Origin of the sequence: Vibrio sp. 2CM40D (genome assembly GCF_023161825.1) — a bacterium.
Lineage (GTDB): Bacteria > Pseudomonadota > Gammaproteobacteria > Enterobacterales > Vibrionaceae > Vibrio > Vibrio alginolyticus.
This window is the reverse complement of record NZ_JALNTL010000011.1, coordinates 1-21,920: the sequence shown is the minus strand read 5'-3', so window position 1 is coordinate 21,920 and position 21,920 is coordinate 1. Positions and strand designations below refer to the sequence as shown.

Here is a 21,920-nt window from a genome sequence, read left to right as displayed (position 1 = left end):
AATTGCACGTTTTACATATTTGTCAACTATGCTTGGCGGAGAGGTGTCATCTAGGTAAATTGGCACATTGACCGCTCGGTAACAAACCACATCAAGAAGCTCATACTCTTGAACTAATCCTGTCGCTATTAGTCGATGAATCAAATTAAGAGTTGAGAAAAGATTTAGCCCAGTTGTTTTGCATAAATCTTCTGCGCTTAGTCCGAAACGGTTGCCTTCATTTAGGCAGTCAAAGACTAATTGCTTGTATAGGTTAAAGGCTCTTTTTTTAAAGCTTTTCGTTTAAAGAAGCCAAACATGTTTTACTCCTTTTATCGTTAAGTCAAAACTTTAAGGCGTGGCAATTATCAGCGTTGCCCTATATGCAAACATTGTCTTAGATCATTTTTCGAGACTGTCTTTTATAGAAAAAATTAGTCGTTATGGTTGGTCATTTTGTTTGAATTTCTATTTATTTTGAAATTACTAATTTTTTGGAAGTATCATAACTAATTTGTGTTCCAGATCACCGATTTTTAGAGAAGAAAAGTTAAAAATTCGCCCTGTCAGTTGGCCGTGACCGGAACGCTCACCCATCCGGTTCGCGTCAATTAAAATAAGAAATTGACTCCCGCATCTTGTATGCAATACTAGCTGTATTAAACATTTTGAAAAAGTTTAACAGCATGAGCAGAAAGATAGCGGGAGTTAGCATCCCACCAGAATTACCAACCGATTTCAGTAAAGTTGCCTCTCTAATTCGCAAACTAGATCCAATTAAATACGGATTTGATAGCAGCGGTAATTACTTGCATTGGAACGACTTTCAGTACCGTTCAAAAGAGTTTAAAGGCGACCAAAAGGGTTACGCTTGGCATGCCCTAAAAATTAGACGTGGCCTTAACGACATTTCGCTTGTTGATGAAAACGGCAATCCGTTCCAACTTAGTGCCGCCAGTCTCGACGCTAAGCTATTCCGCATCGATAAACAGCTTAAACTAGAAGATTTGCCGCTATCTGCTCAAGACAAAAAGGCACACCTAGTGAAAAGCGTGATTATGGAAGAAGCCATTAGCAGCGCTCAATTGGAGGGAGCGGCCACAACGCGCAAGGTGGCCAAGGAAATGCTTGAGACAGAACGTGAGCCGCAAGATGACTCCGAACGGATGATTATCAATAACTGGCATTTGATCATGATGGCTGACGATTTCAAGGATGTAGAGCTCACACTGGAATTGATTAGCGGATTTAATGAAATAGCCACCAATGGCGTGTTAGAGAATGAGCACGTTGCTGGCCAATACAGAACGGATGCGGTCATGGTTAGAGACGTGGCCACTGGCGATATTATTCACGAAGCGCCAGAACATGAGCATGTTTTGAAGCTAATCGAGCAACTATGTGACTTCGCCAACACCGACCATACCACCAGCACCAATTTTATTAACCCAATCGTTAAGGCTTGTATTCTGCACTTTATGATTGGCTACATTCACCCATTCATGGACGGCAACGGGAGAACGGCTAGGGCGCTTTTCTATTGGTTCATCCTTAAGCATGGTTATGAGAACTTTAAGTACGTCTCGATCTCTGCACCACTTAAGAGCGCGCCAACCAAGTACGTTAGAAGCTACGTTTACACCGAAACGGACGACAATGACTTAACGCACTTTGTGGACTACCAGCTAACGGTCATCATCAATGCGATTGAGCGCTTTAACGAGTACATCAAATCTAAGATTGAAGATACGAGAGAGGTGCGCGAGCTGCTAGACGAGTCCAAGCTTAAGAGCGTGTTGAAACTGCCGCACATTGTGATTCTGGCCAAGGGATTAGAAACAGCCGGACGTGTCTTTTCTGTTAAGGAAATCCAGTCTGATTTTGACGTGTCTCATACCTCTGCGCGCAAGTATCTTGAGAAGCTGGTGGAGCTGAAATTGCTGTTCAAATCAAAGGATGGCAACGAGAATACCTACATTGCACCAGCCGACTTGAAAGATAGGCTAACCAAAGCTTAAGAGCATCAAAAAAGCCGCCAAACTGGCGGCCTTTTTGTAGGGAATAGAATAGGACTGGTTGGCGATTAGAAATCTACCCAGTTGTATTGCAGTGTGATAGCTGGCTTAACAAGTGCTGCTGAATCTTCTGTCGATAGGTCGATCACGTCTGAACGTACTTTTACGTGCTCCAAACGGAATCGATGCGAGGTTGCACCCTTACCCTTAGTTGATTCAGGCGTAGACTCGATAACGACAGTGACCATTTTCTTTTCACGAACGATCTCACGTAGCATTTCTAGCACTGTACCTGTGATCGTTTCTACGCACGTCACCGCGATTTCGCCTTTGTTCTCAAGCGAACCATTTTGGATGTAGCCCAAGCCCATTTGGCCAAAATCTTCTACGTCTGCACGACCCATTGCTGGAAACTGAGTAGAACGCACCAAAACGCTAAGATTAGGGTATTCTTCGATTTTCATCTCGAACTCTGTACCCATCATCTTTTCGCCAGCTTGGACGTTCTTAGTGAATTTCTGTTTTAAGAAATTCATATCGCCTTTTGCGTTAAATGCTCCGGCCATAATTACCCCTATTCTATTGGAAGTGGTTTGGAATCTGTGACTGATTAATCATTTGCTTAGGAGCGGCGGTAATAGTTACCGTGTTGTAAGCGAAATTGCCGTCTCGCGTCTTAGGTGCGTTAATGTCATAACTCACCTCGCTAATACGCATGGGTAGATTGAGCGCTTTGCCAATCTTGAATCGCGCATCACTTGGAACACGGCCACCAAGGCCATCGGAACTGACTGGAATAGTATTTTGCAGCTCGGGACTTATCATCTGAGCCAGGTATTTAATGGGATCATTAACCTCTGATTTGGCATTGGTGAACGCGACAAATTTCAGCGTTGCTGTGATTTCTGGCGGTTCGTTTCCTTGCCAAACTTGCTGACTGTTCCATAGTGTTTTACTCGTCTTATCCGACACGGTTTGCGCGACTGAGGACGTTTTATCTAGGGCATTGATGTTACCCACGGAATCGCCCTCAAACGGCGCTTCCCATATCGCTCTAAAGGCAAGCTGACACTCATCAGTCATGTAACCAATGACCGTAACCTCTTGACCGCCTATGACTTGTGTAATGGCGCATTTATTGTGGATAGACACGCCATCATCATTAGGTACGCCGACAATTACAGCCATTGCTTACCCTTACTTGCCCATACCGAGAGAATCGCTCATGCGGTTAGACTTTTTGCGAGCTGCTTTAGCCGATGAGCTGTGAGCTTTCGCGCGCGCTTTCTTAAGTGCTGCTTTTTGTGCTGCACTCATACGGCGCTTACGGCGATTCGTTTTGATGTAAGTTACCTTGCCATCACGGATCACTTTCTTAAGGGCTTCAAGCATCATGGATTCACGAACGGCGAACTCTGCAATCGCTTCGTCTGAGTCCACGTTGCCTAGGCCATGCTCTAGGGATTCAAAGATGCGATCTGCTGCTTCTGGATCTTCCAGTGCTTCTTGCATGTCGCCCTCTTTTGGCTGGCCAACTTGAGCAATAAACTCACTAGCCGCTTCCTGTAGCGATTCGTATAGCGCTGCTTGGCCATCTGTTAGCTCGGTATCGTCATCGCCACCAGCCATGCCAAATAGCATTGCGTCTAGGTTGTCGATTGAGCTGTCACCACCGTTAACCCACTGAACACAAGCCGCTGCTGCGTCTTGGCGAGCCATGATGGTTGATGCGCGGTTGATTGACTCAAGAAGTTGATCTTCTGTTACAGACTCAAAAAATGCAGTTTCAGTTTGTTCCTGCTCGGCCACTTGTGGCATCACAAATGGGCGAGCAAGAACAGAACCCTCAGAAAACATTGATTTCATTCTATTCTTGCTCTTTTTTTGATTAACGGATTAGTACAGGTTCACCAAGGATTCGACGCGCAGAGCCAGTTGGACAGAACGACCAAGTGACTTTCCAGTAGTCGATTTCGACTTGCTTGATTTCCAGTGTCCAAGCGCTTTCGCCGTCTTGATCTGGATTACGAGGTGTCACTAGCGCACCAACGGCTTCATAGCCCTCTAGGATGCTGGCCATACCGTCAGTTAGACCCTCAAGCGTTGCACCGTCAGGTTGGTGTTTTAGGCGATTACCTAGTGCGTAGAAGTCGCGTGAGATAGCGTCAGCAATAGACACGACTTGCTCAAAACGTAGGTAGTTTTCAGTCGCAGATGACGTTAGAGAGTCATCAATGAACAGGTTGCCGTTTTCGTCTGTGCCTAGTTTGTTTAGACGTGCCTTGTACATTTCTTGGTAGTTAGGCTCGCCAGCACCTTGGATTGGTTTTAGGCCAGTACGTTGAATAACAGCACGTTCAACACCTGCTGGTGTGTAGTGCCAACCGCCGACCGGAGAGGTCTTAGCAACGCCAAGCGCTTTAGCTGCAAAGCCGATACCCGAGCCGCCCCATACCGCCATGTTGCCGTAGAAACGACACTTAGCTTGGTAAGGGATATACACGAATGAAGCGCGATGGTTGTTGAAGTTCAGACCTTTTTTGAACTCCAATGCCGCTTCGTGCGTTAGGCGAGGATCAACATCGAAGTAGCCAGAAATGCGTTTGTCTTTACAGATTTTCGCAAGGTCAGTGATTACCGCAGTGTCGTAGCAGCCCAAACCACAAACGTAGTTAAAGCTGTAAACGGTAGTGCGTAGTGCTTTCACTGCTTTCTGGTAATCGTCAGCCGTAATGTCGCTAATATTGCCGTTGGTCGCGCCAGTGAATTTGGTTTTCGCAATTGCAGTAACTTCGCGTTTCGCTACTTCTGCATCGATGCGACAAGTTAGGTACTGCGAACGTTCTTCAAGAACAGTCTCGATAAACGCAGCGCCACCCATTTGATCTACTGCTGTAGGCTCTAGGGATACAACCCATTCTTCTAGCACTACAGAGCCACCAGCCGCCTGTTCTTCCTTTAGTGTAAGAGTGAACATGCCAGTGCCATAAGTCGCTTCGTCTGCTTTCGCAAGCGTGATAGAGCGGTTATCGGATTGAGCACCGTCTTTGATAGCGATCGCTAAAAATTCGCCATCTTCTAGCGATAGGTCAGCCGAGTAGTTGATCGCTTCGTTAGTGATAACTACATCGTCTGCTGGTTTAGTTAGCTTGATAGCTGGGTAAGTTGCCGTTTTTGGTACGACACGAACCACAAGGCCATTACCGCCGCGCAATGCTTCATCAAGAACGCGCATGCCGTCAGCTAATTTGCCAAGGCTTGAGTGGTAAGGCTTACCTAGTTTGTCTAGGAAGTTAGCCGTCGTTACCGGAATAACTTCGAACGGCTTACCTTTTTGAGACACAATCACACCGCCAAACACGAGCTGATTAGAGCCAGTGCCTTGCTTAGTTGTCGAGTCAGCGTTAATTGGCGAAACCGCAACTTGTGAGACGTTATCCATTGAAAATTCAATCTTACTCATTCTCTGTCTCTTTCAGCGTTAGATCCTGTGCTGCAAGCTGGTCTACAATTTCTTGCAAACCCGCTTGAGCAATACCTTTCACCGCAATCACGTTGTCTTTCGTCATTTCGGTTAGTTGCTCAACCGTTGCTACACCGTGGTTAGTCAATGCTTTTTCAACGCTCGCGCTTAGCTCAAGTGCTGATAGCGCTGTGCCTTTGTTGCTGGTGGCTGTGTCTGGTTGTCTTTGAGCTTCTGGTAAAACCGTTGGCTTAAGGCGAACCGAAACAAGGCCGTTTGGGTAGGCCGCTTCCACTTCGTGTTTGAAGCGGCTCACGTTGAAAACTGAGAGAGGGAAATCTTTAGCCAGTGGTGGCATGAGGCGACCCTGTACCGTGATTTCCTTTGGTGTGTAGTTGGTGATTAAAACGATCGTTTCTTTCATCGAATCCCCCAAGAGCGGCAGCCCGTAAGACTGCCGCTTACTTGCCTTATGCCGCTTCTGCTACAGGAGCTTCGTCGATAAGTTTCACGCGGTAGAAGTAGTCTTCTCCGTCGAATGGATGGATTTCGCCGTAGGCCAGTTCGTATAGGGTGTTAGACGCTACTAGACCTTTACCGATTGGATGCGTGTACATGGTTGCTGCGATTGCATCACCTGCTACGTAGCCCGCTTCTGAGTGAGAAGAACCACGACCGTAACAAAGCATGTCGTTCGTACCGATCACTACCGGACACTCGAATACTTTCCACATGCCGAACAACTTACCTGCGTAGTGGATAGCGTTTTTCTGTTGGTAATTAGCCGGAGCTACGAAATATGGAGCACCAAGAGACTTAAGGATTGTTGACGCGCCAGTACCAGCAAAGATACCTGTCATGCCAGTTGTGCGAGTCGCTTGTAGGATCTTCGTAGAAACGTTTAGAAGAACTTCGTTTAGACGTTCACGATGTAGACGCCAATCTTCACCAGCCGCTACGTAGATATTGAATGTTTCTTCGCGCGTACAAGCAAAGTCCATATCTACTAGGTGGCGAGTCGCTTTTTCCGATGCCAATGTGTTGCGCATGTGGCTCATCTGTAGAGATTTCAGATCTTGGCCAAACTCGCGTTGCATTGTGAACATCGCTTGAATAGTCGCGTCTGCTGCGATTGCGTTTTGACGTGGGCGCAGTATACGAGAGTCCATATCATGGTCGATCGTTGGGATAAGGTCAGGGCGTCTTTCAATGTCTACTTCGAACTCGATGTGCAGAACCGTTCCTGCTGGTAGGGCTGATGTTGGAGTGACGGTAACTTTGCCTTTTGCATGGTCTATCTGACAGTTAATAACCATACCATTGTGAGTACCTGTCATTATTTGACTACCGTTGCTGTCTAGGTCGCGAGCCACACGTTTATGGTTAATAAATAGGGAAACAGATGTCTTCGTGAATGGGATTTCAAACTTGGTGTGTTGTAGGTCAGTCTTAGAGTCAAAGACGTGAGTTGTCTTAGTGCCGTCTGGTTGCTGTTCAGAGACAAACTTGTAGCGCTGACGCATAGACGAGTATTGGCCAACCGTTGCTTGGTCGATTTCAGTACCCGCTGCGAAGTCACCGAAGTTTGAACCAGTGCGGCGGTACACTTTGAAGATCTCAACTTCGTTAGCACCCGCAGGGATCATCGTTACAGCGTCAAGTGTTGCTGTCTCAAGAAGAACTGGAAGCACTAGGCCAACCATCTTTGCACGGATTTCAACACCCTCAGATGTTGATAGAGATTGACCGATCGACTCAAGCATCATTGCGCCTGTTGAGCCATCACGCTTAGCACCCTCTAGCATCATCATGTTACGCATAGTTGCGTGAGCTGATGCCATTAGCTCATCGCTAGGTAGGTGGCCGTAAGTATTTTCGTATTCACGCACCGCAGACTGCATGCCTGATACGATGCTAACCGCTGTTTCTTGAGACACTGACTCGAACATAGGCTCATTCGCAATGGCTGACAAAATGGCCGCGCCACGAGAATTGTCGTCAGTTAGAAATATGCCTGTTTGTGAATCGAATTGGGATTCGACACACAGATTGTGCATTGCTTGAGCGCCTAAATGAATCGCCTCAATGCGTTTGTTGAAGTTAGAACGTTTATCTGCCATGTAAATAAACCTTAGTTATTGATTTGTGTGTTCGGAATAGTTGTGCCGCAGAAAAGCGGTAAAAATTCGCTCAATTTCGGATAGTAATTAAGATTTATTGCGAAAAAAACAGGGGTGAAAGTTCGTTTAACTTATTGTTATGTAATGAATTTATTTATTTTTGTGTGCTTTTGTGGGAATGGTAACGACAGGGGGTTTCTATGTCGTTGATCGTGTGTTTTTGTTGAGAGAAAAGGGGATAGGAAAGGGCATCTAAAAAAAATTTAAAAAATTTTCAGTTGTTATAGGGTTCCTGCCAAAAAGCCGAACACGTTGCTTAGTAGCTCTTGTGTGTCAGTCTCTAAGCTTGGAAGCTCAACCCCATAGAAAACGGCCAAAAAGTCACGAACAATGAGTTGATAAACGACCACCAGCGCGATGCTCCACATCATAGCGGCGCGTCCTGTACGCACCAATGTGTTAGAGCTGGCCGCTTCAAGCTCTGCCAGTTTGTAGGCAAACTCTTTGCGTTCTTCGTCACTGGTAAACACACGATCACCAAACTCGGTCAGTTCGTGGATAATGCCACCTACTTTCTCGCTGGTGGCGCTCTTAAATAGACTACTTGTAAACACTTTTGCTAGTCCCATCATTAGTTGCTCTCTTTAATGTGTTCTGCGAACGCTTCTGCCAGTGCTACGGCTAGCTTTTCGCGCAGTTCCAATCCCTTTTGTAACGACTCGTCGTTAGACAAAAAGAACGGCTCCAAAATCACGGCTGGCATTTTGGTTTTCATCAAGAAACGCCAACCGCGAGTATCAGTACCAGTGTTCGAGATAGGCTTAAGGCCACGATCACGCTGTCCGATAAGTCCAGCCACCGCTTTTTGTAGGCGCTGAGCAAGTGCTTGACTCTTGTCCGACTTATGCCAATGCAATGTCTCTGAACCTTGAACTGACTTATTGGCCACGCTGTTACAATGTAACTCAATGGCATAGTCAGCGCCCGATTCGTTAACATCACCGATCATCCGTGAGTAGGTGTCTCGATACATGATCACTGGAAGAATGTCTCGCTTATGTAGCTCGGCGGCCAATAAGCTGGCTAGGGGATGATTATAGCCATACTCATTCATTCCGAATGTTTTGTTGTAAGCGCCGCCATCTTTAAAACTATGGCCAACAACAATACAGACTTTTTTCATTTTATAAATTCCCAAACTTAGCTTAACTAATGTGTACTTAGGTATTGACTGCGTTCGGAATGGGAAATATATTTGCTTTACCAGATCGGCATCCCAATCGACTGGTGTCAACTAACGTTGAAACTTCATTTTTAACCTTTGTAATAGCTTCTTGCGCCGCGAACACTTACCTCGCGGCTTTTTTTTGCCTGCAATTTAGAAAAAAACCAGCGCGAACGCTGGCTTTGCTTGGATTATGGTCGGTTTTGAACGGGCTCTATCTTGTTTGATTTGAAGTAATCAAGAACAGGATTAACTCGATAGGGTTCTACGTGGAAGCTGGCCATCACCTGATCTTTACGCATCGAGTAAAACTGATTTTCGCTGTATAGCACCGCATCAAATATCACGTTCATTCTGCACCCATCGTACATGTATTCTCCCTCAACACTGAGGCTTTTGCGTATCACAAAGGATAGTCGCGCCTTGGTGGATTTAAGCTCGTTTCGAGCTCTAAATAGGTTAATTGCTAGTACGATGGTAAGCGACATTAATCCGCATATTTCATATGGCGTTTAAATAAACTGAATAACTCATTTTGTCTTTTTTCTAGTGCGAATAGGAAAGGGATTAGCAACAGAAACATTCTACAGTCTAAATACCTCTGCTGTCGCGTCTTTGATGCTCGTTTTTTTCGTCTGGTTGCTACAAATGGTAAATGAAATCGCCTTAGTGAAGTAGCCTAACGCTAAGGTGCGTTCCTCTTTCGACGCAATGATCATTGCGTCAATCACCGTGCTTGAGCTGGTCACGCCACCAGCAAGGGGAGCCATGTTCTCGTTTAGCGCATTCGCTTGGCTTTCTAGTTCCGGCGGCAAGTCTGGTGGCGGTAAGGTTGCACCGTTATCTGACTCACTGCCGCTTGTTGGTGGCGTTAATGCAGTATTGATTTGCGCCATAAGAGATACGGCTGCATCCACATGGCCGGAAAGACCGTTGATCACTGCCTCAAGCGCTTTCAGTTCTTCCTTGCTGGTAATTGGCAAGATACTCGGAGCGGGTACGTTGTCCTCTGTACCATCAACCTTGTGTTTGATGTTCACACCAATAGACACTTGTTCGAGGTCGGTTGGATCGGTGATCAACACTAGGTGCTCATTCCATTGCGTTAACGTGGCCACCGTTGCGCTCACTGAGTCATTCAAACCCTTAAGCGTTACCACTAACTGCGATGCGCCTTGGTAGTCTTCAATATCCTCGCTCACGCAGCCTGATAGCTTCCCTGACAAGCTTTCACACTTCACCTTAAGGGATTTTCCTCGGGTAAGGTTCTCCGCTTCCTTAAGGCCGCCTACGTCTAAAAACTGGCGAAACTGTTCGACTTGCTCTTGTGTGTCTAACATCAAATTGCCTCAATCAATCGTCATCAAGTCGTTACCGTTTACCAGCGTAGCGCCACACCCAAGGGCATCGCCTACCACGGCGACCGGAACGCCATTAACAGTAAGTTTTGAACTACCAGTAATAACGCCTACGTGCGGCGAGTTATCTGGTTTTACGTGCATGACGGATATATCACCCGTACCTAATACATTGATTCCATTCATGGTCAGTAGTGGCTGGCCAGAAACAAAAACACCTGGACTAAAGCCACCATGACCACTATCCACACTCCCTACAATTCCTACGGCTGGCATAGTGCATTACCCTAATGTAAATGGAGCTGCGGCAGCCTTAACAGCGAACTGACCACCAGCATCGATATTGACGTTACCACTCGCTTTAATGGTCACTTCATCGCCCTCTAGGGTGGCTTTACCGGAGGCTTTTACGGTTGCATTACCACCCGCTTCGATGTTCGCATCGCCTTTCACTTTGATAGTTAGTGCGCCTCCGATTTGCTCCAATGTGTTCCCTGTTGAGCTGCGAAACGCATTGCCCTCGACGTGGATAACACATTGGCCATCTGGTGTGATTTCAATGGCCGTGCCGCTTTGGGTATGCGTTATTGAGTAGCCGCCTTGATGCGTGATGAGCTCGCGCAAACCAAATCGCACAAAGAGCGCATCTTTGCGGTCATAGGCTGGTGGCTCGGGTTCTCCATCGGCTCGTTTAGGCTGATAGGCTTCGCCGTTCACCTCGCTTGGTAGGTACGACTCATAGTTAGGCGCGTAGTAAAGCGATCCGGTAATACGGGGATAACGGGTATCTCCATTACGAGGAAAATCCACCCAAACCAGATCCCCTTTTTCCACTGGCACTGCATGGCCACCACTCGGTTTTGCGCCCAATGGCAGTAGAAACTCGGCAAAAGGTAAATCCTTATCGGGGATTGCATCCCAATAACCAAGCAAGCGAACGGATACCATGTACAAGCCTTTCGGATGGACGGTATTTACCACTTCGGCCTGATAGCTACCAAACAAGCGGTTAGTGACGTTGGTGCGTGTTCTGTTCTCTGACGAATCGCTCATAGGTTTCTGACTCCCAACTCGATACGACACTGATACCGGTTCCCACGTTGGCAATGGGCGACACGGTTCATGATTTGTTTCTCTGGCATGGACTCATCCAGCTCGGTAGCGGGTAGCCGTTTATGGAATAGCACTGAGCACACCGAAAGAGGCGTAAAGGCAGTATTTCCGGTAAGTTCCACATCCAAAATAGGGATGATGGCCATGTGTTGATTATTCAGCGCCTTGGCTTGTGGAACGCTGACCATGACCATAGCGCCCGAACGTTGGCCACCTTGGAATCCCTCGACGGTATCCCACGAGGCATAGTTACGGTTAAGAACGCGCTCAAACAGGGCTTCCTCTCCGATAATGGAGTAGTTCGCAATGCTGTGCTCTGCTTCCTCTGGATTCGACTGTTCCAGCTTGAATTGCTCGCTCATATCCATGTTCTTGAGCGACTTAAAGTGCATAACACCACGGCAGATAAACGCTGCTGAACCGTAATCTCTGGCCATTGTTCGAATTAGGCGAGACTTAGTGCCACCAGCGTTTAAATGGTACGTAGCGCCACGCTCAAAGCTGTCACATTCGATTTTTAGATCGGGTAATAGCTCGGCCAGAATGTCTTTAGGCTGCATTTCAACAAAGAATCGAGGCGTTGTGACTGGCTCTTTAAGTAGGTGCGCATCCTTTTGGAATGCTTGAACGGTAAGCATACCGTCAGCGCTGGTGGACTTGGCCACAATGAATTTTTCAATCCAAACCTGATCGCCTCGCTCGTTCACATCGGCCATCGTGACCTCGATCTCTGAACCGCGCTTAATCCCGTAGTCATCCCGATAAACGGCAGCCTGATCCATGATTTCCATAACCAGCTTGTTGCCGTCCATCGAAGCACACTCAATGTAGGTAAACGAATGAATCTGCTCGATAGGGATGTCATTTTCGTTGGTGACAACTTTTTGGGCGAGAAAGTATTCTTTATTACTCAATGACTCGGCCTCCCATACCAATCGCGCCCTGACGGACAGTGATCGACTCGGCCTCATAAACTTCTGCAATCACTTCAAAAGAGATTGAGGAAGCAAACAGGCGAGTATTTTCATGGTCGACTTCGGCGGGTTCGGTCATCGCATCTTTACGGCCACGTATCTCGATGCTGATTTCCATTTCAGTGCCCGCGAGCATGGTTTTCGCTCTGAATACATGCTTACGCTTGCCCTTGGTATGACGTAGCCAAACCATTAAACCTAGCGCTAGGCGGCTAAGGGTAGACTGGTTCCAAGCTAGGGCATTAATGCGGTAGGTAAGCGCGACAAAGGACTTATTAATCACGGCATAAGGCTCGCCTTGTTCATTGGCCAGTTCGCCATAGTCAGCAATATCGACGTACTCCGCGCCATCAACAAACCCAATCACCGGATCGCGCGTGATGTAGCAAACAGGTAAAAGCTCATTACGGTTTGCTTTCACCTTGTCGCCCAACTTTGCCGTTAACTTAGATAGGAATGACACTGGATCGTTAAAGTTGCCGTAGTAAATCTTTCTCGACTTATCACGGCCAACAAAGCGAGAAAACTCACTGTTCTCTCGCCGTTTAGTGTCAGTCACAACTAAGGAATCAAGCACGTTCTGGAAAAAGGCAGCTACCGCACGGTCAATGTCGGTTAGCTCTGTGTGTTCTACCTTGCCATCGAATGTCACTACATCGCATGGAATTTCAAAGAACGTCTCATCCAGTTGCATGATTAGTCCTCCAAATCGTCCAGCTCGTAATACTTATGGCCTTTAACGATAGTGATGCACTTATCGCTTCGGTGTAAGGTCACATCGAATTTGTGGAAGTTGTTCGTTAGGATAGGTAGGTAAGCCGATACAGGCTCATTGCGTTGGTAGCCGTCTCGCGTTTTACGGCCTTTACCGGATCGGTTGCCCTCATAGATTTGAATGACCGCGCAATCAAAATCAATCTTGGCCATGTCTGCGATTGCTGCATCGAGATCTTTGCACACGTTAAGTACGTCCGCGCATAACATGACGCAAAAACGGCGTTTTGAGCTGTCAATTTCGGCAATATTGTTTACTACGCCTTTCGAGTTCGGGTCATAGTGAGTGACCGTCATGATCTGCTTGTGGTAGTTAGTAAGGTATTCTTCTGTTAGGTCGGGAAATTTACCGCAACCAAAGTTAAGAATGTTGTTCGCGTATGACCAGTTAGGCGCAAGTCTGCTAAGGCGTTTTGCACTGGCTGGCACTTGCTTTCGGCTAGTCTGTAATGTCATGCACACTCCAAAATTGGAGTGGCGTTTTAAGGATGGGGGTGGACTAGGGCTGATTTGAGCGCAAATTATACACCTCGACGCTATTAACCCTAAATAAACAAATAGATGCATATAACTGTGATGCTTGTCACATACATCTCATGAGCTCTTAAGTAAATTGCGCGCGATTAAAAATAATTATCATTTACATTAAAGTCAGTTAAGTTGTAAGGGCTGTATTATGCGTATTTATACTTTGATATTTTTATTCCTGTTTTCCACTATTACACCAACTCTCGCAATGGCTTCATATCCGCCTCTTTGTAATGTTGTAAAGGTAAAAGAGCACCATCAAATACCTGATGAACGTCCATACTGCATTGAAACAGAAGATGCTCAGGTCACGTTTGTTAATCTATCGTCAAACCCCGTTGAGGTGGTTAGCTTAAAAGACTCTACTCATATTGTTTATCCAAATGAGTATGTAATTACTACAGGCAGGCTTGTAGTCGCAAACTCTAAAGGCGCTGTAGTTAGTAAAGAAGAACGAGGCATCGTTGTAGCTCGTGATTATGGTGGTAAAAAAGCAAACGTGAATCAAAGGATTGCACCTTTAGCCGTTTGGATTCCTAGTGCTATTGGTGGAGCTATCTTGGGCGGAATGGGAGTTGTAGCTTCGAACCCTAGCGCTGGCCTTAGACCAATTGTTATTGGAGCATTCTCAGGAGCGCTTGGTGGAGCATTGGGTCCATTGATGGGAGCTGGTCAGTTTGGAGTAGTTGCAGGTGGTGCTTTAGGTGTCTCTGCTGGTGGAGCGTGTAGCAGTTGTCATATTTAATCTGGACGTTGGCAGTCGCATCATACTTGGTGCTTTGCTTTACTCTGTTAAATGGGAAGAAAGAACGATTATTATATGGCTGCATAATAATCGGTTTGATTGTAGTGAACATCATATTTGACTTCCGAGAGCCTCATTTTTTTGATGTTTTGTCTGCGTTTATTATCTATGTTCTTTCTAAGTGGGTTAAAGCAGAACCTAAGTATTTTCTTATCACAACCACAGTCATATATTGGCTCTACCCTCTAGTGTTGAGTGTTACAACACAATAATGACGAATAAGTAATCATTATATGATTGAAAAGAGTCGCCGGAGAGGCGACTCTTTCTTTTAGAAACGCTATAAACAAGCCAATTGCGTTGCTCATACCTTAACAGGGCGTTATATGCCAGTAATCAGAAAGTCGATAGCAGAAATGATCTCGTCTCTAAAAGTGCTTAGATCATTTACAGGCTCGCTTAGAATTTTGGTTGGTACACTTGCCATTTGATGAGTCAGAATTACGAAATCACCTTCATCAATATGGATTACCGGACATAGATGACTGGGCGCTTTTTTCTCTAACAACTCAGTAGGCGTTAGCGGAATAACTAATCGGGTGTTCAATGTATCAAGCAATTCACTTTGAACGTCAACAAAGTATGGGTATGCGGTTGTTGTGTTTTTATCGTTGTTTTTGTATAGCGAGAATTGTGACATTAGAATACTCGGTAAGAATCAGAAAATAGTCCATGATTTTCAGTTAGTTCGTTACAAGCATTAATGCCCTCAGCATTTTGCTTTAACCATTCAGTCTTAAGGCGTTGACGTACTTCTTTTTCAAGTGCCTTTTCCATTGTTGCCGAAAGGTTTATGTTTAACCGTTTAGCCTCCGCAAGTAACTCACTGTTTAAGCTTAAGTTTGTAGCTTTCTTTGGTGCTTGCGTACTATATGCATTTCTCATAATAGTAACCTGTGCGTATTGTGTGTGCGCATAAATTATAGGCGCACACACAAGCATATAACAAGCATTTCGGACTGCTCACTCCATAAAGGCCCAATTAATCAGACCTTTTCGTTTACATATTGTAAACTTGGTGTGAGTGCCCTATAGTGTTTATATGATGTAAACAAGAGTTAGGAAATGCACGTAATTAAACGAGAGCCTTTTGAAACGGCAAAGCGACTATATCCGCAATGTGCCGAGGCATTAGACTCAACTTTCAAAACGCTAAAAGCAACAAAAGCAAAAACACCAGAACAACTCACACAACTTTTTCCGTCATTGGATAACTTTAAATACGTAGACAAGTGGTATGTCATCGACATTGGCGGAGGTTCATTAAGGTTAATCGCCTTTATCGAATTTACAGGTGGGAAATGCTTCGTTAAACACATCGTTACCCACGCAGAATACGACAAGATCACAGACCAACACAGAACAAAGGGGAAAAGGGGGTAAGCATGAACATTCAAGCTCTAAAAACCCTATCAAATGAGATTCACACAGCGATGCCTTGGTTACAAGGCATCCGTGACCATGAGCAATATCTAGAGCTTATGGAACTCATGGATACGCTAGTGGAAGACTACGAGGAAAACCAAGTATTGATTGACTTGCTGTTCCCTGTACTTGAACGCTACGAGGAAGAATCAGAACACTTCCAAGAGTTTAACGCGCACATTGATAGCTTAGATACTGGTATCGCTACTCTTCGCGTTCTCATCGACCAATACCGCCTAACTCTAAGTGATTTACCTGAGATTGGTGGCAAGTCGCTAGTATCGCTAATCCTAAGCGGTAAACGCCAACTAACCGTTGGACACATTAAAGCGCTATCGGAACGTTTCGGCGTACCAAAGCATATGTTTATTTAGCAGAACACCACCAGCAAGGACACATCATGAATAAAGGCATCGACTTAGACCGCATCCTAACTACCATGAAGAGAATGAGCCCGGAAAAGCTAGAGAAAACCTTTGAAGATTTTGAACTGGTTAAGGCGAGAGCAGCCGCCAAGGAAGCCGACGAACAGGCAAAAGAATCTGGTATCGAGCGCATCACGTTGTTCTTTGTTGGTGGTCAAACTGCCCTACTGGCTAAGCCAAACTCTATGACGCAAGCTTGGCTATTTAACCTGTACGGCAATGGCACGATCACCATTCCAGAGGAAGCTATGGTTAACTTTGAGGTAAGGAGTCATTTTGGCGAACTGCATCGCTTTTCTATGGAATATAACGAGCTGACTTACTGGAACGACTTGATTGATAGCAAGATGGCCCAAGAGCTTGCAGAGTTTCTTGAGTTACCAATGGTGTGAGTAGAATAAAGTTTCGTTACTAAGTAATAAGGACTCATAACGATTAGAATATCACACCAAAAAGGCAGCGTTCATGTCGATACGCTGCCTTTTCCAAAACATTTATGCTCTATTGTTGGTTAGCACTAGAGCTAATTAACTTCATTTAGATAAGAGTTTTCCTTACCTATATAGCTATCCGTTATTTTGCAATCTAATACCCAGCGCCTCTCATTAACCTATTGATTAACAATTGAACTGTAATTGGAAAGATTGCATGATAGGAGTATGAAAGACAGCTAAAACCCGTATAGAAAGCGTTATTTCCGCAACGGATCTCTCAGGCTAAATGTACGTGATTGTAGCCTAAGAGTGAAAGTGGCGGGGTAATAGGGTGGAAAAGCGGCGAAAAGGGCGAATATTGGTCATTTCCATGCTAGCCTTAAAGCGCTTTAAGCGCACCTTAATATGGCGCAGCAATTAAAGAGTGACGCTAAAGCGATTTAAGGTAGTGAGCTGCCAAATACTTCGGCTTCGATTTTTGCCTGCATGCCGAAAATTTCTCGTTATATCAAAAGATTAGGCGTAAACATAGCCGACTTTAGTTGCGGAATAACAAGACGTTCAAGGCGATTCGAAACGCATTGGGGTTTTAGTGCCCAAATAGGCACGGATTTATCAGAGTTTATTTTAGGTTAGGGTGCATGTGCGTCTCTCACACCTTAACTGCGCGTTAGGCTAAAGAATGCGTTCATCTTTATGTGTGCTTGTTCATACTTTTTGTCAGATAAGTTAGTTACAGTTTAGATCCATACACAAACGAGGACTAAATATGGCTAAATGGGCCGACTACTTAATTTCAGCAGTAAGATATAACCCTGAGCACACTCACATAACACATCTATATGCGCATGAGGACAAAGGCGAAAATGTTGGTGAAGGGGCTTCGTATACTAGGCAGGATATAGTTGATGCTATCGAAAAAGGAACTACATTTGTAACTATCTACAAAAATAACCAAGGCAAGTACAGCAAGGGTCAAAAGGTTTTTGTGATCAAGGTTAATGGAATTAGTTACCTCAAAACTACTGATAATAGCAAAGAGGAAGACAACTTAGAAAACTTGCCGGAGTTTTAGCCTAACAAACTGTTTAAGAGTGATTCGCAACGCATGGCATTTTTACTATGCGTTGCGTTTATTGTGTAAGGTGGTTTGCAGATGCTTCGGTATTGCGTTGCTCACACCTTAACAGGGCGTTAGGCATTACGAGGATATATGAAAAAGAGTTGTATCAATTGTCACTTCTTCTCTAAAGAGTACATTGAAGATAATACAGGTCGTCGTCTCTGTTTTGCTATTGGTGAACAAGATCGAAATGACATTAAAAAGCAAAAAGAAAATACACTTAAGCAACATTACACCGTTGAGTGCCATAAGGGTGTTTGGCGTGACAGCGTGGGAAAAGAAGACTTCTACAGCCGAGTTGTGAAACTTAGAAGACCATATTGCTTTTTCTTTCCCTATCAACAAGACATGATGTTTACGGCAGCCGATGAATTGCAAAAGAGGGAGCAGGAGCGCAACGAATTAAAACGTTCCAATATGTACACTCGTATCGGATTAATCTTCGCAGCAGGTGGTTTGTTTTTAAATGCCGTTGTCAGTTGGTTGAAAATGTAATGCCTAACAAAGCATTCAAGAGTGATTCGCAACGCTTGCCAGTTTCGCTTCGCTCAAGTATAGCCAAGCGCCGCTCACACCTTAATGCGGCGTTAGGGCACAAGGCGAAAATGAACAGAATCGTAGAATTAATCAAACAAGATCCGACTAGAGTTGAAGCCTTAAACTGTGTTTTTCAACTTAGCTTACCTCAATGCTATATCGCGGCAGGCTTTGTTCGAAACCTCGTTTGGGACTCGTTACATGGCTTTGAGGTAGCAACACCCTTGAATGATGCTGATGTAATCTATTTCGACCCTGATGAGCAAAACCCTAATGCTTACTTATCCTACGAATCTCAGCTAAAGCAACAAATGCCACAGATTAATTGGCAAGTTCGAAATCAAGCAGTGATGCATACACGAAATGGTGACTTGCCATACACTAGTTCATTGGATGCAATGAGCTACTGGCCTGAGAAAGAAACGGCTATTGCTATCCGCCAAATTGCTCCTGAAAAATACGAATGCATAGCCGCTTATGGCTACGACTCACTATTTGGTTACTGCATCACACATAATCCGAAAAGGTCACGAGAAACGTTTAAAAATCGTGTAAATTCAAAAGGGTGGCTAGTAAGGTGGTCATCTTTGAGAATTGTGCCCTAACAAGGCGTTTAAGACAGATTCCCAACGCATGGCATTTTTCATTCCATCGTTGGGTTTTGTGTTTACGGTGGTATGGTTAGGTTTCGTGGTGGCGTTGCTCACTACTTAACGCGGCGTTAACTGTACTTCGATATAAAAATTACGAGCAAGTTGCACAAAAACAGGTCGTTTCTAAAATGAAAAAGTGGTTTATATTTTTGGTTCTTTTGCTAACAGGGTGTGTTGCTAAGCAAGTACCTTACTCTCCTTCTGATATGGTAAGCACAGAAGTTGCGGCGAATGTGATTGAACAGGTCATAATGGAACAGCCCCCCAAATTTAGACCTGAAGGTCTTGTTGTGACCAGTTCTTATATCGGGTTATCAGAAGGTCAAAATTCAAAAGTAGTGGCAGTTAGCAATTATAATGACTCTTCAAATTTGCTCCTGTCATCTTCAAACGTAAGGCTATCAGAAATCAATTCAAGGTATTATTTCAACTCGATATTGGCGCTTGAACTGTATAGCAAAAGAGATTGGTTTATCATTCAGCTAAAGAACGATGAACAACAGGTTGTTAAGCGTTTTTATACGAGAAGTTTAGAAAAGGCACAGCGGTTTATCGATTCAATAAATTATATGAAAATTTCGACTAAGCCATTTGCTGCTGAGTAGTACAGTTAACAAACTGTTCAAGAGTGATTCGCAACGCGTGGCATTTTTACTATGCGTTGTGTTTGTTGTTTAAGGTGGTATGCGGAGGCATCGGCATTGCGTTGCTCACACCTTAACAGGGCGTTAGGTTTTCGGAGTAATATGAAGCAAGTAATATTTATCTTGTGTACTTTGATGTCAGGAGTAGTAATGTCTGAGGGTTTGTTTTTAAGCTCATATAATAAAGTGTCTGATCGTTATGCAATTCTCGATGAGTTTGACCAATCTGGAGTGCTTTACTTAACTAAGCCAGAGACTCAAAAGCCAGAACGAGACGCTGTCGCATACATTCAGTATGCTCCTGTATCCGAGGACGCTTGGAAACAGAAAATGAGGGCAGGAGAACCGCCGCAATTACATGAAGGTCTAGCTTCTGAAGTTGCAGTTATAGCAAAAACAGCAGAGCAAGATTTTAGCTTCTTATGGTCGGCAGATGGTAACTCAGTAGCCTTACTTTATAAAAATGCTCCCATAGCTTTCGTTAGTCAAAATGAAAAGTATGGCTTTAGTAAAGCGGTAGTATCAGACTCACCAATTGTTTCTATGTGGGATACAGATAAGTTTAACGAACTATTTGAGTAAAAACCTAACAAACTGCTCAAGAGGGATTCGCAACGCGTGGCATTTTCACTATGCGTTGATCACCCCTTAACAGGGCGTTAGCCGTCATGGAGCTTGCTATGCTCAAAGTGATAGAATAGTATCACTTTAGTATTCCTTTGGAGCAGCTCTCATGAAAGTAGAACTAGTTACATCGCTCAAACGTCAAGCAACTAAGATCCTCGCCGATCTCCACGACACCAAAGAACCAGTGTTAATTACTGAGCATGGTAAGCCATCTGCGTATCTAGTTGATGTTGATGACTACGAATTTATGCAAAATCGTTTAGCTATTCTTGAGGGTATTGCACGAGGTGAGCGTGCACTAGCTGATGGTAAAGCTGTAAGTCATGATGAAGCCAAGGACATAATGTCAAAATGGCTGAAGTAATCTGGACTGAACCAGCGTTATCTGACCTCAATGATATCGCTGAATACATCGCGCTTGAAAATATCGTAGCTGCAAAGCAGTTAGTACAGACGATCTTCCCCAAAGTCGAACGCCTACAAACTTTCCCAGAGTCAGGTCGTATTCCACCCGAGCTAGAACATTTAAGTTATCGTGAAGTTGTCGTTAATCCATGTCGTGTTTTCTATAAACAAGACGGTGAAAAAGTGTTTATTCTGTTTGTTATGCGTGCAGAGAGAGATTTGCGTAAGTTCTTGTTGGGTAAGCAATAGCCTTTGGGAATGAGCGGCTAACAAGCATTTAAGAGTGATTGCAGTTTCGCTTCGCTCAAGTATAGCCAAGCGTCGCTCACACCTTAATGCGGCGTTAGTTTCCTTATCAATATCTCATGTTCAATTTACTGTACAAGTAGAGTGGTGAAGACTATACTTGTTCCATTAAACGTACATGTGGAGGTTCTTATGAGAATCGTATCTTTTACTGAAGCTAGAAATAGTCTCAAAGCTGTTTTAGACGGTGTAGTTAATGATGCTGATACAACAGTTATTACACGCCGTGATTCTGAAGATGCAGTGGTTATGTCTTTAGACTACTACAATAGCCTTATGGAGACAGTTCACTTACTACGCTCTCCTCAAAACGCTGAACACCTAAATCGTTCGATTGCACAGTACCGTGCCGGTAAAACAACAGCACGAGAGTTAATTGATGAGTAGTAGTCAACGTTTACTGTCGTGGACTGATGACGCTTGGGATGACTACCTGTATTGGCAAACTCAAGACAAGAAAACACTCAAGCGCATCAATAAACTCATCAATGATGTTAAACGCTCTCCATTAGAGGGCATCGGCAAACCAGAGCCGTTAAAAGAGAACTTATCTGGTTTTTGGTCTCGCCGTATTGATGACACTAATAGGCTTGTTTACGCAGTCGATGATCAAGCGATAACGATAATTTCGTGTCGTTACCACTACTAAATCAGGTTTAGCTGTCTGGCATCTAACAAACATTTAAGAGTGATTCGGCACGCTTTGCATTTTTAATGTGCGTCGGTTTTAGTGATTATAGTGGTATGCGGCAGCATTGGCATTGCGTGCTTCACACCTTAACAAGGCGTTATGTGTTTTGGCGAAAGTCTCAAACTTTAGATGAGCATGTCTGTTAATCTTGGTGTCGGCAACAATAAACTCTCAAGGACTGATTTAATGTTTAATTGGACAAATCCTAAGCAAATCGATCTGTAGTGGTCAACTAAAATTGGCCACGGTTTTAGAGTTTTCCCAATATAATCGCTCTGACTCATTGGGAGTTAGAC

31 protein-coding genes are annotated in these 21,920 nt (G+C 44.6%); 14 read left to right on the top strand and 17 right to left on the bottom strand.

Features of this window, described 5'->3' with window-relative positions:
- Window positions 1-665 precede the first annotated feature (665 nt).
- Window positions 666-1,997 carry a Fic family protein gene (locus tag MTF70_RS20440; protein ID WP_248394284.1) on the top strand — a complete coding sequence of 444 codons (1,332 nt, stop codon included), beginning with the start codon at window positions 666-668 and terminating at the stop codon, window positions 1,995-1,997.
- Between the two features lie 65 nt (window positions 1,998-2,062).
- Here MTF70_RS20440 and MTF70_RS20435 read toward each other — a convergent pair whose 3' ends face one another.
- The 15 genes from MTF70_RS20435 to MTF70_RS20365 form a co-directional block, all read right to left on the bottom strand.
- Window positions 2,063-2,560 carry a hypothetical protein gene (locus MTF70_RS20435; protein WP_054577214.1) on the bottom strand — a complete coding sequence of 166 codons (498 nt, stop codon included), beginning with the start codon at window positions 2,558-2,560 and terminating at the stop codon, window positions 2,063-2,065.
- Between the two features lie 13 nt (window positions 2,561-2,573).
- Window positions 2,574-3,182 carry a hypothetical protein gene (locus MTF70_RS20430; RefSeq protein ID WP_248394282.1) on the bottom strand — a complete coding sequence of 203 codons (609 nt, stop codon included), beginning with the start codon at window positions 3,180-3,182 and terminating at the stop codon, window positions 2,574-2,576.
- A gap of 9 nt (window positions 3,183-3,191) precedes the next feature.
- Entirely contained in the window at window positions 3,192-3,860 is a 669-nt protein-coding gene (locus MTF70_RS20425) for a hypothetical protein (protein WP_248394273.1), read from the bottom strand.
- Window positions 3,861-3,882: 22 nt separating this feature from the next.
- Window positions 3,883-5,457: a hypothetical protein gene (locus MTF70_RS20420; RefSeq protein WP_248394271.1), complete on the bottom strand. Its 1,575-nt coding sequence runs from the start codon at window positions 5,455-5,457 to the stop codon at window positions 3,883-3,885.
- Window positions 5,450-5,881, bottom strand: a complete 432-nt coding sequence (locus MTF70_RS20415; protein ID WP_248394269.1) for a DNA-directed RNA polymerase subunit alpha C-terminal domain-containing protein — start codon at window positions 5,879-5,881, stop codon at window positions 5,450-5,452. The genes MTF70_RS20420 and MTF70_RS20415 overlap by 8 nt, the downstream gene beginning before the upstream one ends.
- 46 nt (window positions 5,882-5,927) lie before the next feature.
- Window positions 5,928-7,577 (bottom strand): hypothetical protein, encoded by a 1,650-nt coding sequence (locus tag MTF70_RS20410; RefSeq protein WP_054579145.1) that lies wholly within the window; start codon window positions 7,575-7,577, stop codon window positions 5,928-5,930.
- Between the two features lie 281 nt (window positions 7,578-7,858).
- Window positions 7,859-8,209: a hypothetical protein gene (locus MTF70_RS20405; protein WP_017635640.1), complete on the bottom strand. Its 351-nt coding sequence runs from the start codon at window positions 8,207-8,209 to the stop codon at window positions 7,859-7,861.
- Window positions 8,209-8,760 (bottom strand): N-acetylmuramoyl-L-alanine amidase, encoded by a 552-nt coding sequence (locus MTF70_RS20400; protein ID WP_248394267.1) that lies wholly within the window; start codon window positions 8,758-8,760, stop codon window positions 8,209-8,211. Before MTF70_RS20400 ends, MTF70_RS20405 begins: the two co-directional genes overlap by 1 nt.
- Window positions 8,761-8,993: 233 nt before the next feature.
- A complete protein-coding gene (locus tag MTF70_RS20395; RefSeq protein ID WP_248394265.1) occupies window positions 8,994-9,173 on the bottom strand; it encodes a hypothetical protein in 180 nt (59 codons plus the stop codon).
- Between the two features lie 213 nt (window positions 9,174-9,386).
- Window positions 9,387-10,142 carry a hypothetical protein gene (locus MTF70_RS20390; RefSeq protein ID WP_248394263.1) on the bottom strand — a complete coding sequence of 252 codons (756 nt, stop codon included), beginning with the start codon at window positions 10,140-10,142 and terminating at the stop codon, window positions 9,387-9,389.
- Between the two features lie 9 nt (window positions 10,143-10,151).
- Window positions 10,152-10,436 (bottom strand): PAAR domain-containing protein, encoded by a 285-nt coding sequence (locus MTF70_RS20385; protein ID WP_248394261.1) that lies wholly within the window; start codon window positions 10,434-10,436, stop codon window positions 10,152-10,154.
- A 6-nt stretch (window positions 10,437-10,442) separates the two neighbouring features.
- The gene (locus MTF70_RS20380; RefSeq protein ID WP_248394259.1) at window positions 10,443-11,213 is read right to left on the bottom strand and encodes a hypothetical protein; all 771 of its coding nucleotides are present in this window, start codon (window positions 11,211-11,213) and stop codon (window positions 10,443-10,445) included.
- Window positions 11,210-12,187, bottom strand: coding sequence for a hypothetical protein (locus MTF70_RS20375; RefSeq protein WP_248394257.1), 978 nt, complete (start codon window positions 12,185-12,187; stop codon window positions 11,210-11,212). Before MTF70_RS20375 ends, MTF70_RS20380 begins: the two co-directional genes overlap by 4 nt.
- Window positions 12,180-12,941, bottom strand: a complete 762-nt coding sequence (locus MTF70_RS20370) for a hypothetical protein (protein WP_248394255.1) — start codon at window positions 12,939-12,941, stop codon at window positions 12,180-12,182. Before MTF70_RS20370 ends, MTF70_RS20375 begins: the two co-directional genes overlap by 8 nt.
- Before the next feature lie 2 nt (window positions 12,942-12,943).
- Window positions 12,944-13,477 (bottom strand): hypothetical protein, encoded by a 534-nt coding sequence (locus tag MTF70_RS20365; protein ID WP_248394253.1) that lies wholly within the window; start codon window positions 13,475-13,477, stop codon window positions 12,944-12,946.
- 220 nt (window positions 13,478-13,697) lie between these two features.
- Here MTF70_RS20365 and MTF70_RS20360 point away from each other — a divergent pair, with 220 nt between their 5' ends.
- Entirely contained in the window at window positions 13,698-14,294 is a 597-nt protein-coding gene (locus MTF70_RS20360) for a hypothetical protein (RefSeq protein WP_248394251.1), read from the top strand.
- Between the two features lie 382 nt (window positions 14,295-14,676).
- Here the strand turns inward: MTF70_RS20360 and MTF70_RS20355 are convergent, their stop codons facing one another.
- Window positions 14,677-14,994, bottom strand: a complete 318-nt coding sequence (locus MTF70_RS20355) for a CcdB family protein (RefSeq protein ID WP_248394249.1) — start codon at window positions 14,992-14,994, stop codon at window positions 14,677-14,679.
- The gene (locus MTF70_RS20350) at window positions 14,994-15,239 is read right to left on the bottom strand and encodes a type II toxin-antitoxin system CcdA family antitoxin (protein WP_054579197.1); all 246 of its coding nucleotides are present in this window, start codon (window positions 15,237-15,239) and stop codon (window positions 14,994-14,996) included. Before MTF70_RS20350 ends, MTF70_RS20355 begins: the two co-directional genes overlap by 1 nt.
- Before the next feature lie 180 nt (window positions 15,240-15,419).
- Between MTF70_RS20350 and MTF70_RS20345 the strand changes: the two genes are divergently transcribed.
- The 12 genes from MTF70_RS20345 to MTF70_RS20280 all read left to right on the top strand — a co-directional run bounded on the left by MTF70_RS20345 (window position 15,420) and on the right by MTF70_RS20280 (window position 21,582).
- A complete protein-coding gene (locus MTF70_RS20345) occupies window positions 15,420-15,737 on the top strand; it encodes a type II toxin-antitoxin system HigB family toxin (protein WP_248394247.1) in 318 nt (105 codons plus the stop codon).
- Window positions 15,738-15,739: 2 nt separating this feature from the next.
- Complete coding sequence (locus tag MTF70_RS20340; RefSeq protein ID WP_248394245.1) at window positions 15,740-16,153, top strand: transcriptional regulator; 414 nt, start codon at window positions 15,740-15,742, stop codon at window positions 16,151-16,153.
- Between the two features lie 26 nt (window positions 16,154-16,179).
- Complete coding sequence (locus MTF70_RS20335; RefSeq protein WP_054579164.1) at window positions 16,180-16,596, top strand: hypothetical protein; 417 nt, start codon at window positions 16,180-16,182, stop codon at window positions 16,594-16,596.
- Between the two features lie 811 nt (window positions 16,597-17,407).
- Window positions 17,408-17,713 (top strand): DUF3892 domain-containing protein, encoded by a 306-nt coding sequence (locus tag MTF70_RS20330; RefSeq protein ID WP_248394243.1) that lies wholly within the window; start codon window positions 17,408-17,410, stop codon window positions 17,711-17,713.
- A 138-nt stretch (window positions 17,714-17,851) separates the two neighbouring features.
- Window positions 17,852-18,256, top strand: coding sequence for a hypothetical protein (locus MTF70_RS20320; RefSeq protein WP_248394241.1), 405 nt, complete (start codon window positions 17,852-17,854; stop codon window positions 18,254-18,256).
- Window positions 18,257-18,366: 110 nt separating this feature from the next.
- Window positions 18,367-18,903, top strand: a complete 537-nt coding sequence (locus tag MTF70_RS20315) for a nucleotidyltransferase family protein (RefSeq protein ID WP_248394239.1) — start codon at window positions 18,367-18,369, stop codon at window positions 18,901-18,903.
- Between the two features lie 176 nt (window positions 18,904-19,079).
- Window positions 19,080-19,556, top strand: a complete 477-nt coding sequence (locus MTF70_RS20310; protein ID WP_248394237.1) for a sensor protein — start codon at window positions 19,080-19,082, stop codon at window positions 19,554-19,556.
- A gap of 141 nt (window positions 19,557-19,697) precedes the next feature.
- Entirely contained in the window at window positions 19,698-20,177 is a 480-nt protein-coding gene (locus MTF70_RS20300; protein ID WP_232476403.1) for a hypothetical protein, read from the top strand.
- Window positions 20,178-20,328: 151 nt separating this feature from the next.
- The gene (locus tag MTF70_RS20295) at window positions 20,329-20,586 is read left to right on the top strand and encodes a type II toxin-antitoxin system Phd/YefM family antitoxin (protein ID WP_193837862.1); all 258 of its coding nucleotides are present in this window, start codon (window positions 20,329-20,331) and stop codon (window positions 20,584-20,586) included.
- Window positions 20,574-20,876, top strand: a complete 303-nt coding sequence (locus MTF70_RS20290) for a type II toxin-antitoxin system RelE/ParE family toxin (RefSeq protein ID WP_213867204.1) — start codon at window positions 20,574-20,576, stop codon at window positions 20,874-20,876. The genes MTF70_RS20295 and MTF70_RS20290 overlap by 13 nt, the downstream gene beginning before the upstream one ends.
- 189 nt (window positions 20,877-21,065) lie before the next feature.
- Window positions 21,066-21,320 (top strand): type II toxin-antitoxin system prevent-host-death family antitoxin, encoded by a 255-nt coding sequence (locus MTF70_RS20285; RefSeq protein WP_053397282.1) that lies wholly within the window; start codon window positions 21,066-21,068, stop codon window positions 21,318-21,320.
- Window positions 21,313-21,582 (top strand): Txe/YoeB family addiction module toxin, encoded by a 270-nt coding sequence (locus MTF70_RS20280; RefSeq protein ID WP_193837864.1) that lies wholly within the window; start codon window positions 21,313-21,315, stop codon window positions 21,580-21,582. Before MTF70_RS20285 ends, MTF70_RS20280 begins: the two co-directional genes overlap by 8 nt.
- The last annotated feature ends 338 nt before the right edge of the window (window positions 21,583-21,920 follow it).

Coding starts and splice junctions, on each gene's coding strand:
- MTF70_RS20355 (WP_248394249.1), bottom strand. CDS start 14,994: ATGTCACAATTCTCGCTATACAAAAACAACGATAAAAACACAACAACC.
- MTF70_RS20410 (WP_054579145.1), bottom strand. CDS start 7,577: ATGGCAGATAAACGTTCTAACTTCAACAAACGCATTGAGGCGATTCAT.
- MTF70_RS20280 (WP_193837864.1), top strand. CDS start 21,313: ATGAGTAGTAGTCAACGTTTACTGTCGTGGACTGATGACGCTTGGGAT.
- MTF70_RS20335 (WP_054579164.1), top strand. CDS start 16,180: ATGAATAAAGGCATCGACTTAGACCGCATCCTAACTACCATGAAGAGA.
- MTF70_RS20300 (WP_232476403.1), top strand. CDS start 19,698: ATGAAGCAAGTAATATTTATCTTGTGTACTTTGATGTCAGGAGTAGTA.
- MTF70_RS20365 (WP_248394253.1), bottom strand. CDS start 13,477: ATGACATTACAGACTAGCCGAAAGCAAGTGCCAGCCAGTGCAAAACGC.
- MTF70_RS20285 (WP_053397282.1), top strand. CDS start 21,066: ATGAGAATCGTATCTTTTACTGAAGCTAGAAATAGTCTCAAAGCTGTT.
- MTF70_RS20430 (WP_248394282.1), bottom strand. CDS start 3,182: ATGGCTGTAATTGTCGGCGTACCTAATGATGATGGCGTGTCTATCCAC.
- MTF70_RS20395 (WP_248394265.1), bottom strand. CDS start 9,173: ATGTACGATGGGTGCAGAATGAACGTGATATTTGATGCGGTGCTATAC.
- MTF70_RS20340 (WP_248394245.1), top strand. CDS start 15,740: ATGAACATTCAAGCTCTAAAAACCCTATCAAATGAGATTCACACAGCG.
- MTF70_RS20415 (WP_248394269.1), bottom strand. CDS start 5,881: ATGAAAGAAACGATCGTTTTAATCACCAACTACACACCAAAGGAAATC.
- MTF70_RS20420 (WP_248394271.1), bottom strand. CDS start 5,457: ATGAGTAAGATTGAATTTTCAATGGATAACGTCTCACAAGTTGCGGTT.
- MTF70_RS20345 (WP_248394247.1), top strand. CDS start 15,420: ATGCACGTAATTAAACGAGAGCCTTTTGAAACGGCAAAGCGACTATAT.
- MTF70_RS20295 (WP_193837862.1), top strand. CDS start 20,329: ATGAAAGTAGAACTAGTTACATCGCTCAAACGTCAAGCAACTAAGATC.
- MTF70_RS20350 (WP_054579197.1), bottom strand. CDS start 15,239: ATGAGAAATGCATATAGTACGCAAGCACCAAAGAAAGCTACAAACTTA.
- MTF70_RS20400 (WP_248394267.1), bottom strand. CDS start 8,760: ATGAAAAAAGTCTGTATTGTTGTTGGCCATAGTTTTAAAGATGGCGGC.
- MTF70_RS20385 (WP_248394261.1), bottom strand. CDS start 10,436: ATGCCAGCCGTAGGAATTGTAGGGAGTGTGGATAGTGGTCATGGTGGC.
- MTF70_RS20380 (WP_248394259.1), bottom strand. CDS start 11,213: ATGAGCGATTCGTCAGAGAACAGAACACGCACCAACGTCACTAACCGC.
- MTF70_RS20440 (WP_248394284.1), top strand. CDS start 666: ATGAGCAGAAAGATAGCGGGAGTTAGCATCCCACCAGAATTACCAACC.
- MTF70_RS20405 (WP_017635640.1), bottom strand. CDS start 8,209: ATGATGGGACTAGCAAAAGTGTTTACAAGTAGTCTATTTAAGAGCGCC.
- MTF70_RS20310 (WP_248394237.1), top strand. CDS start 19,080: ATGAAAAAGTGGTTTATATTTTTGGTTCTTTTGCTAACAGGGTGTGTT.
- MTF70_RS20425 (WP_248394273.1), bottom strand. CDS start 3,860: ATGAAATCAATGTTTTCTGAGGGTTCTGTTCTTGCTCGCCCATTTGTG.
- MTF70_RS20370 (WP_248394255.1), bottom strand. CDS start 12,941: ATGCAACTGGATGAGACGTTCTTTGAAATTCCATGCGATGTAGTGACA.
- MTF70_RS20320 (WP_248394241.1), top strand. CDS start 17,852: ATGAAAAAGAGTTGTATCAATTGTCACTTCTTCTCTAAAGAGTACATT.
- MTF70_RS20390 (WP_248394263.1), bottom strand. CDS start 10,142: ATGTTAGACACACAAGAGCAAGTCGAACAGTTTCGCCAGTTTTTAGAC.
- MTF70_RS20330 (WP_248394243.1), top strand. CDS start 17,408: ATGGCTAAATGGGCCGACTACTTAATTTCAGCAGTAAGATATAACCCT.
- MTF70_RS20290 (WP_213867204.1), top strand. CDS start 20,574: ATGGCTGAAGTAATCTGGACTGAACCAGCGTTATCTGACCTCAATGAT.
- MTF70_RS20315 (WP_248394239.1), top strand. CDS start 18,367: ATGAACAGAATCGTAGAATTAATCAAACAAGATCCGACTAGAGTTGAA.
- MTF70_RS20435 (WP_054577214.1), bottom strand. CDS start 2,560: ATGGCCGGAGCATTTAACGCAAAAGGCGATATGAATTTCTTAAAACAG.
- MTF70_RS20360 (WP_248394251.1), top strand. CDS start 13,698: ATGCGTATTTATACTTTGATATTTTTATTCCTGTTTTCCACTATTACA.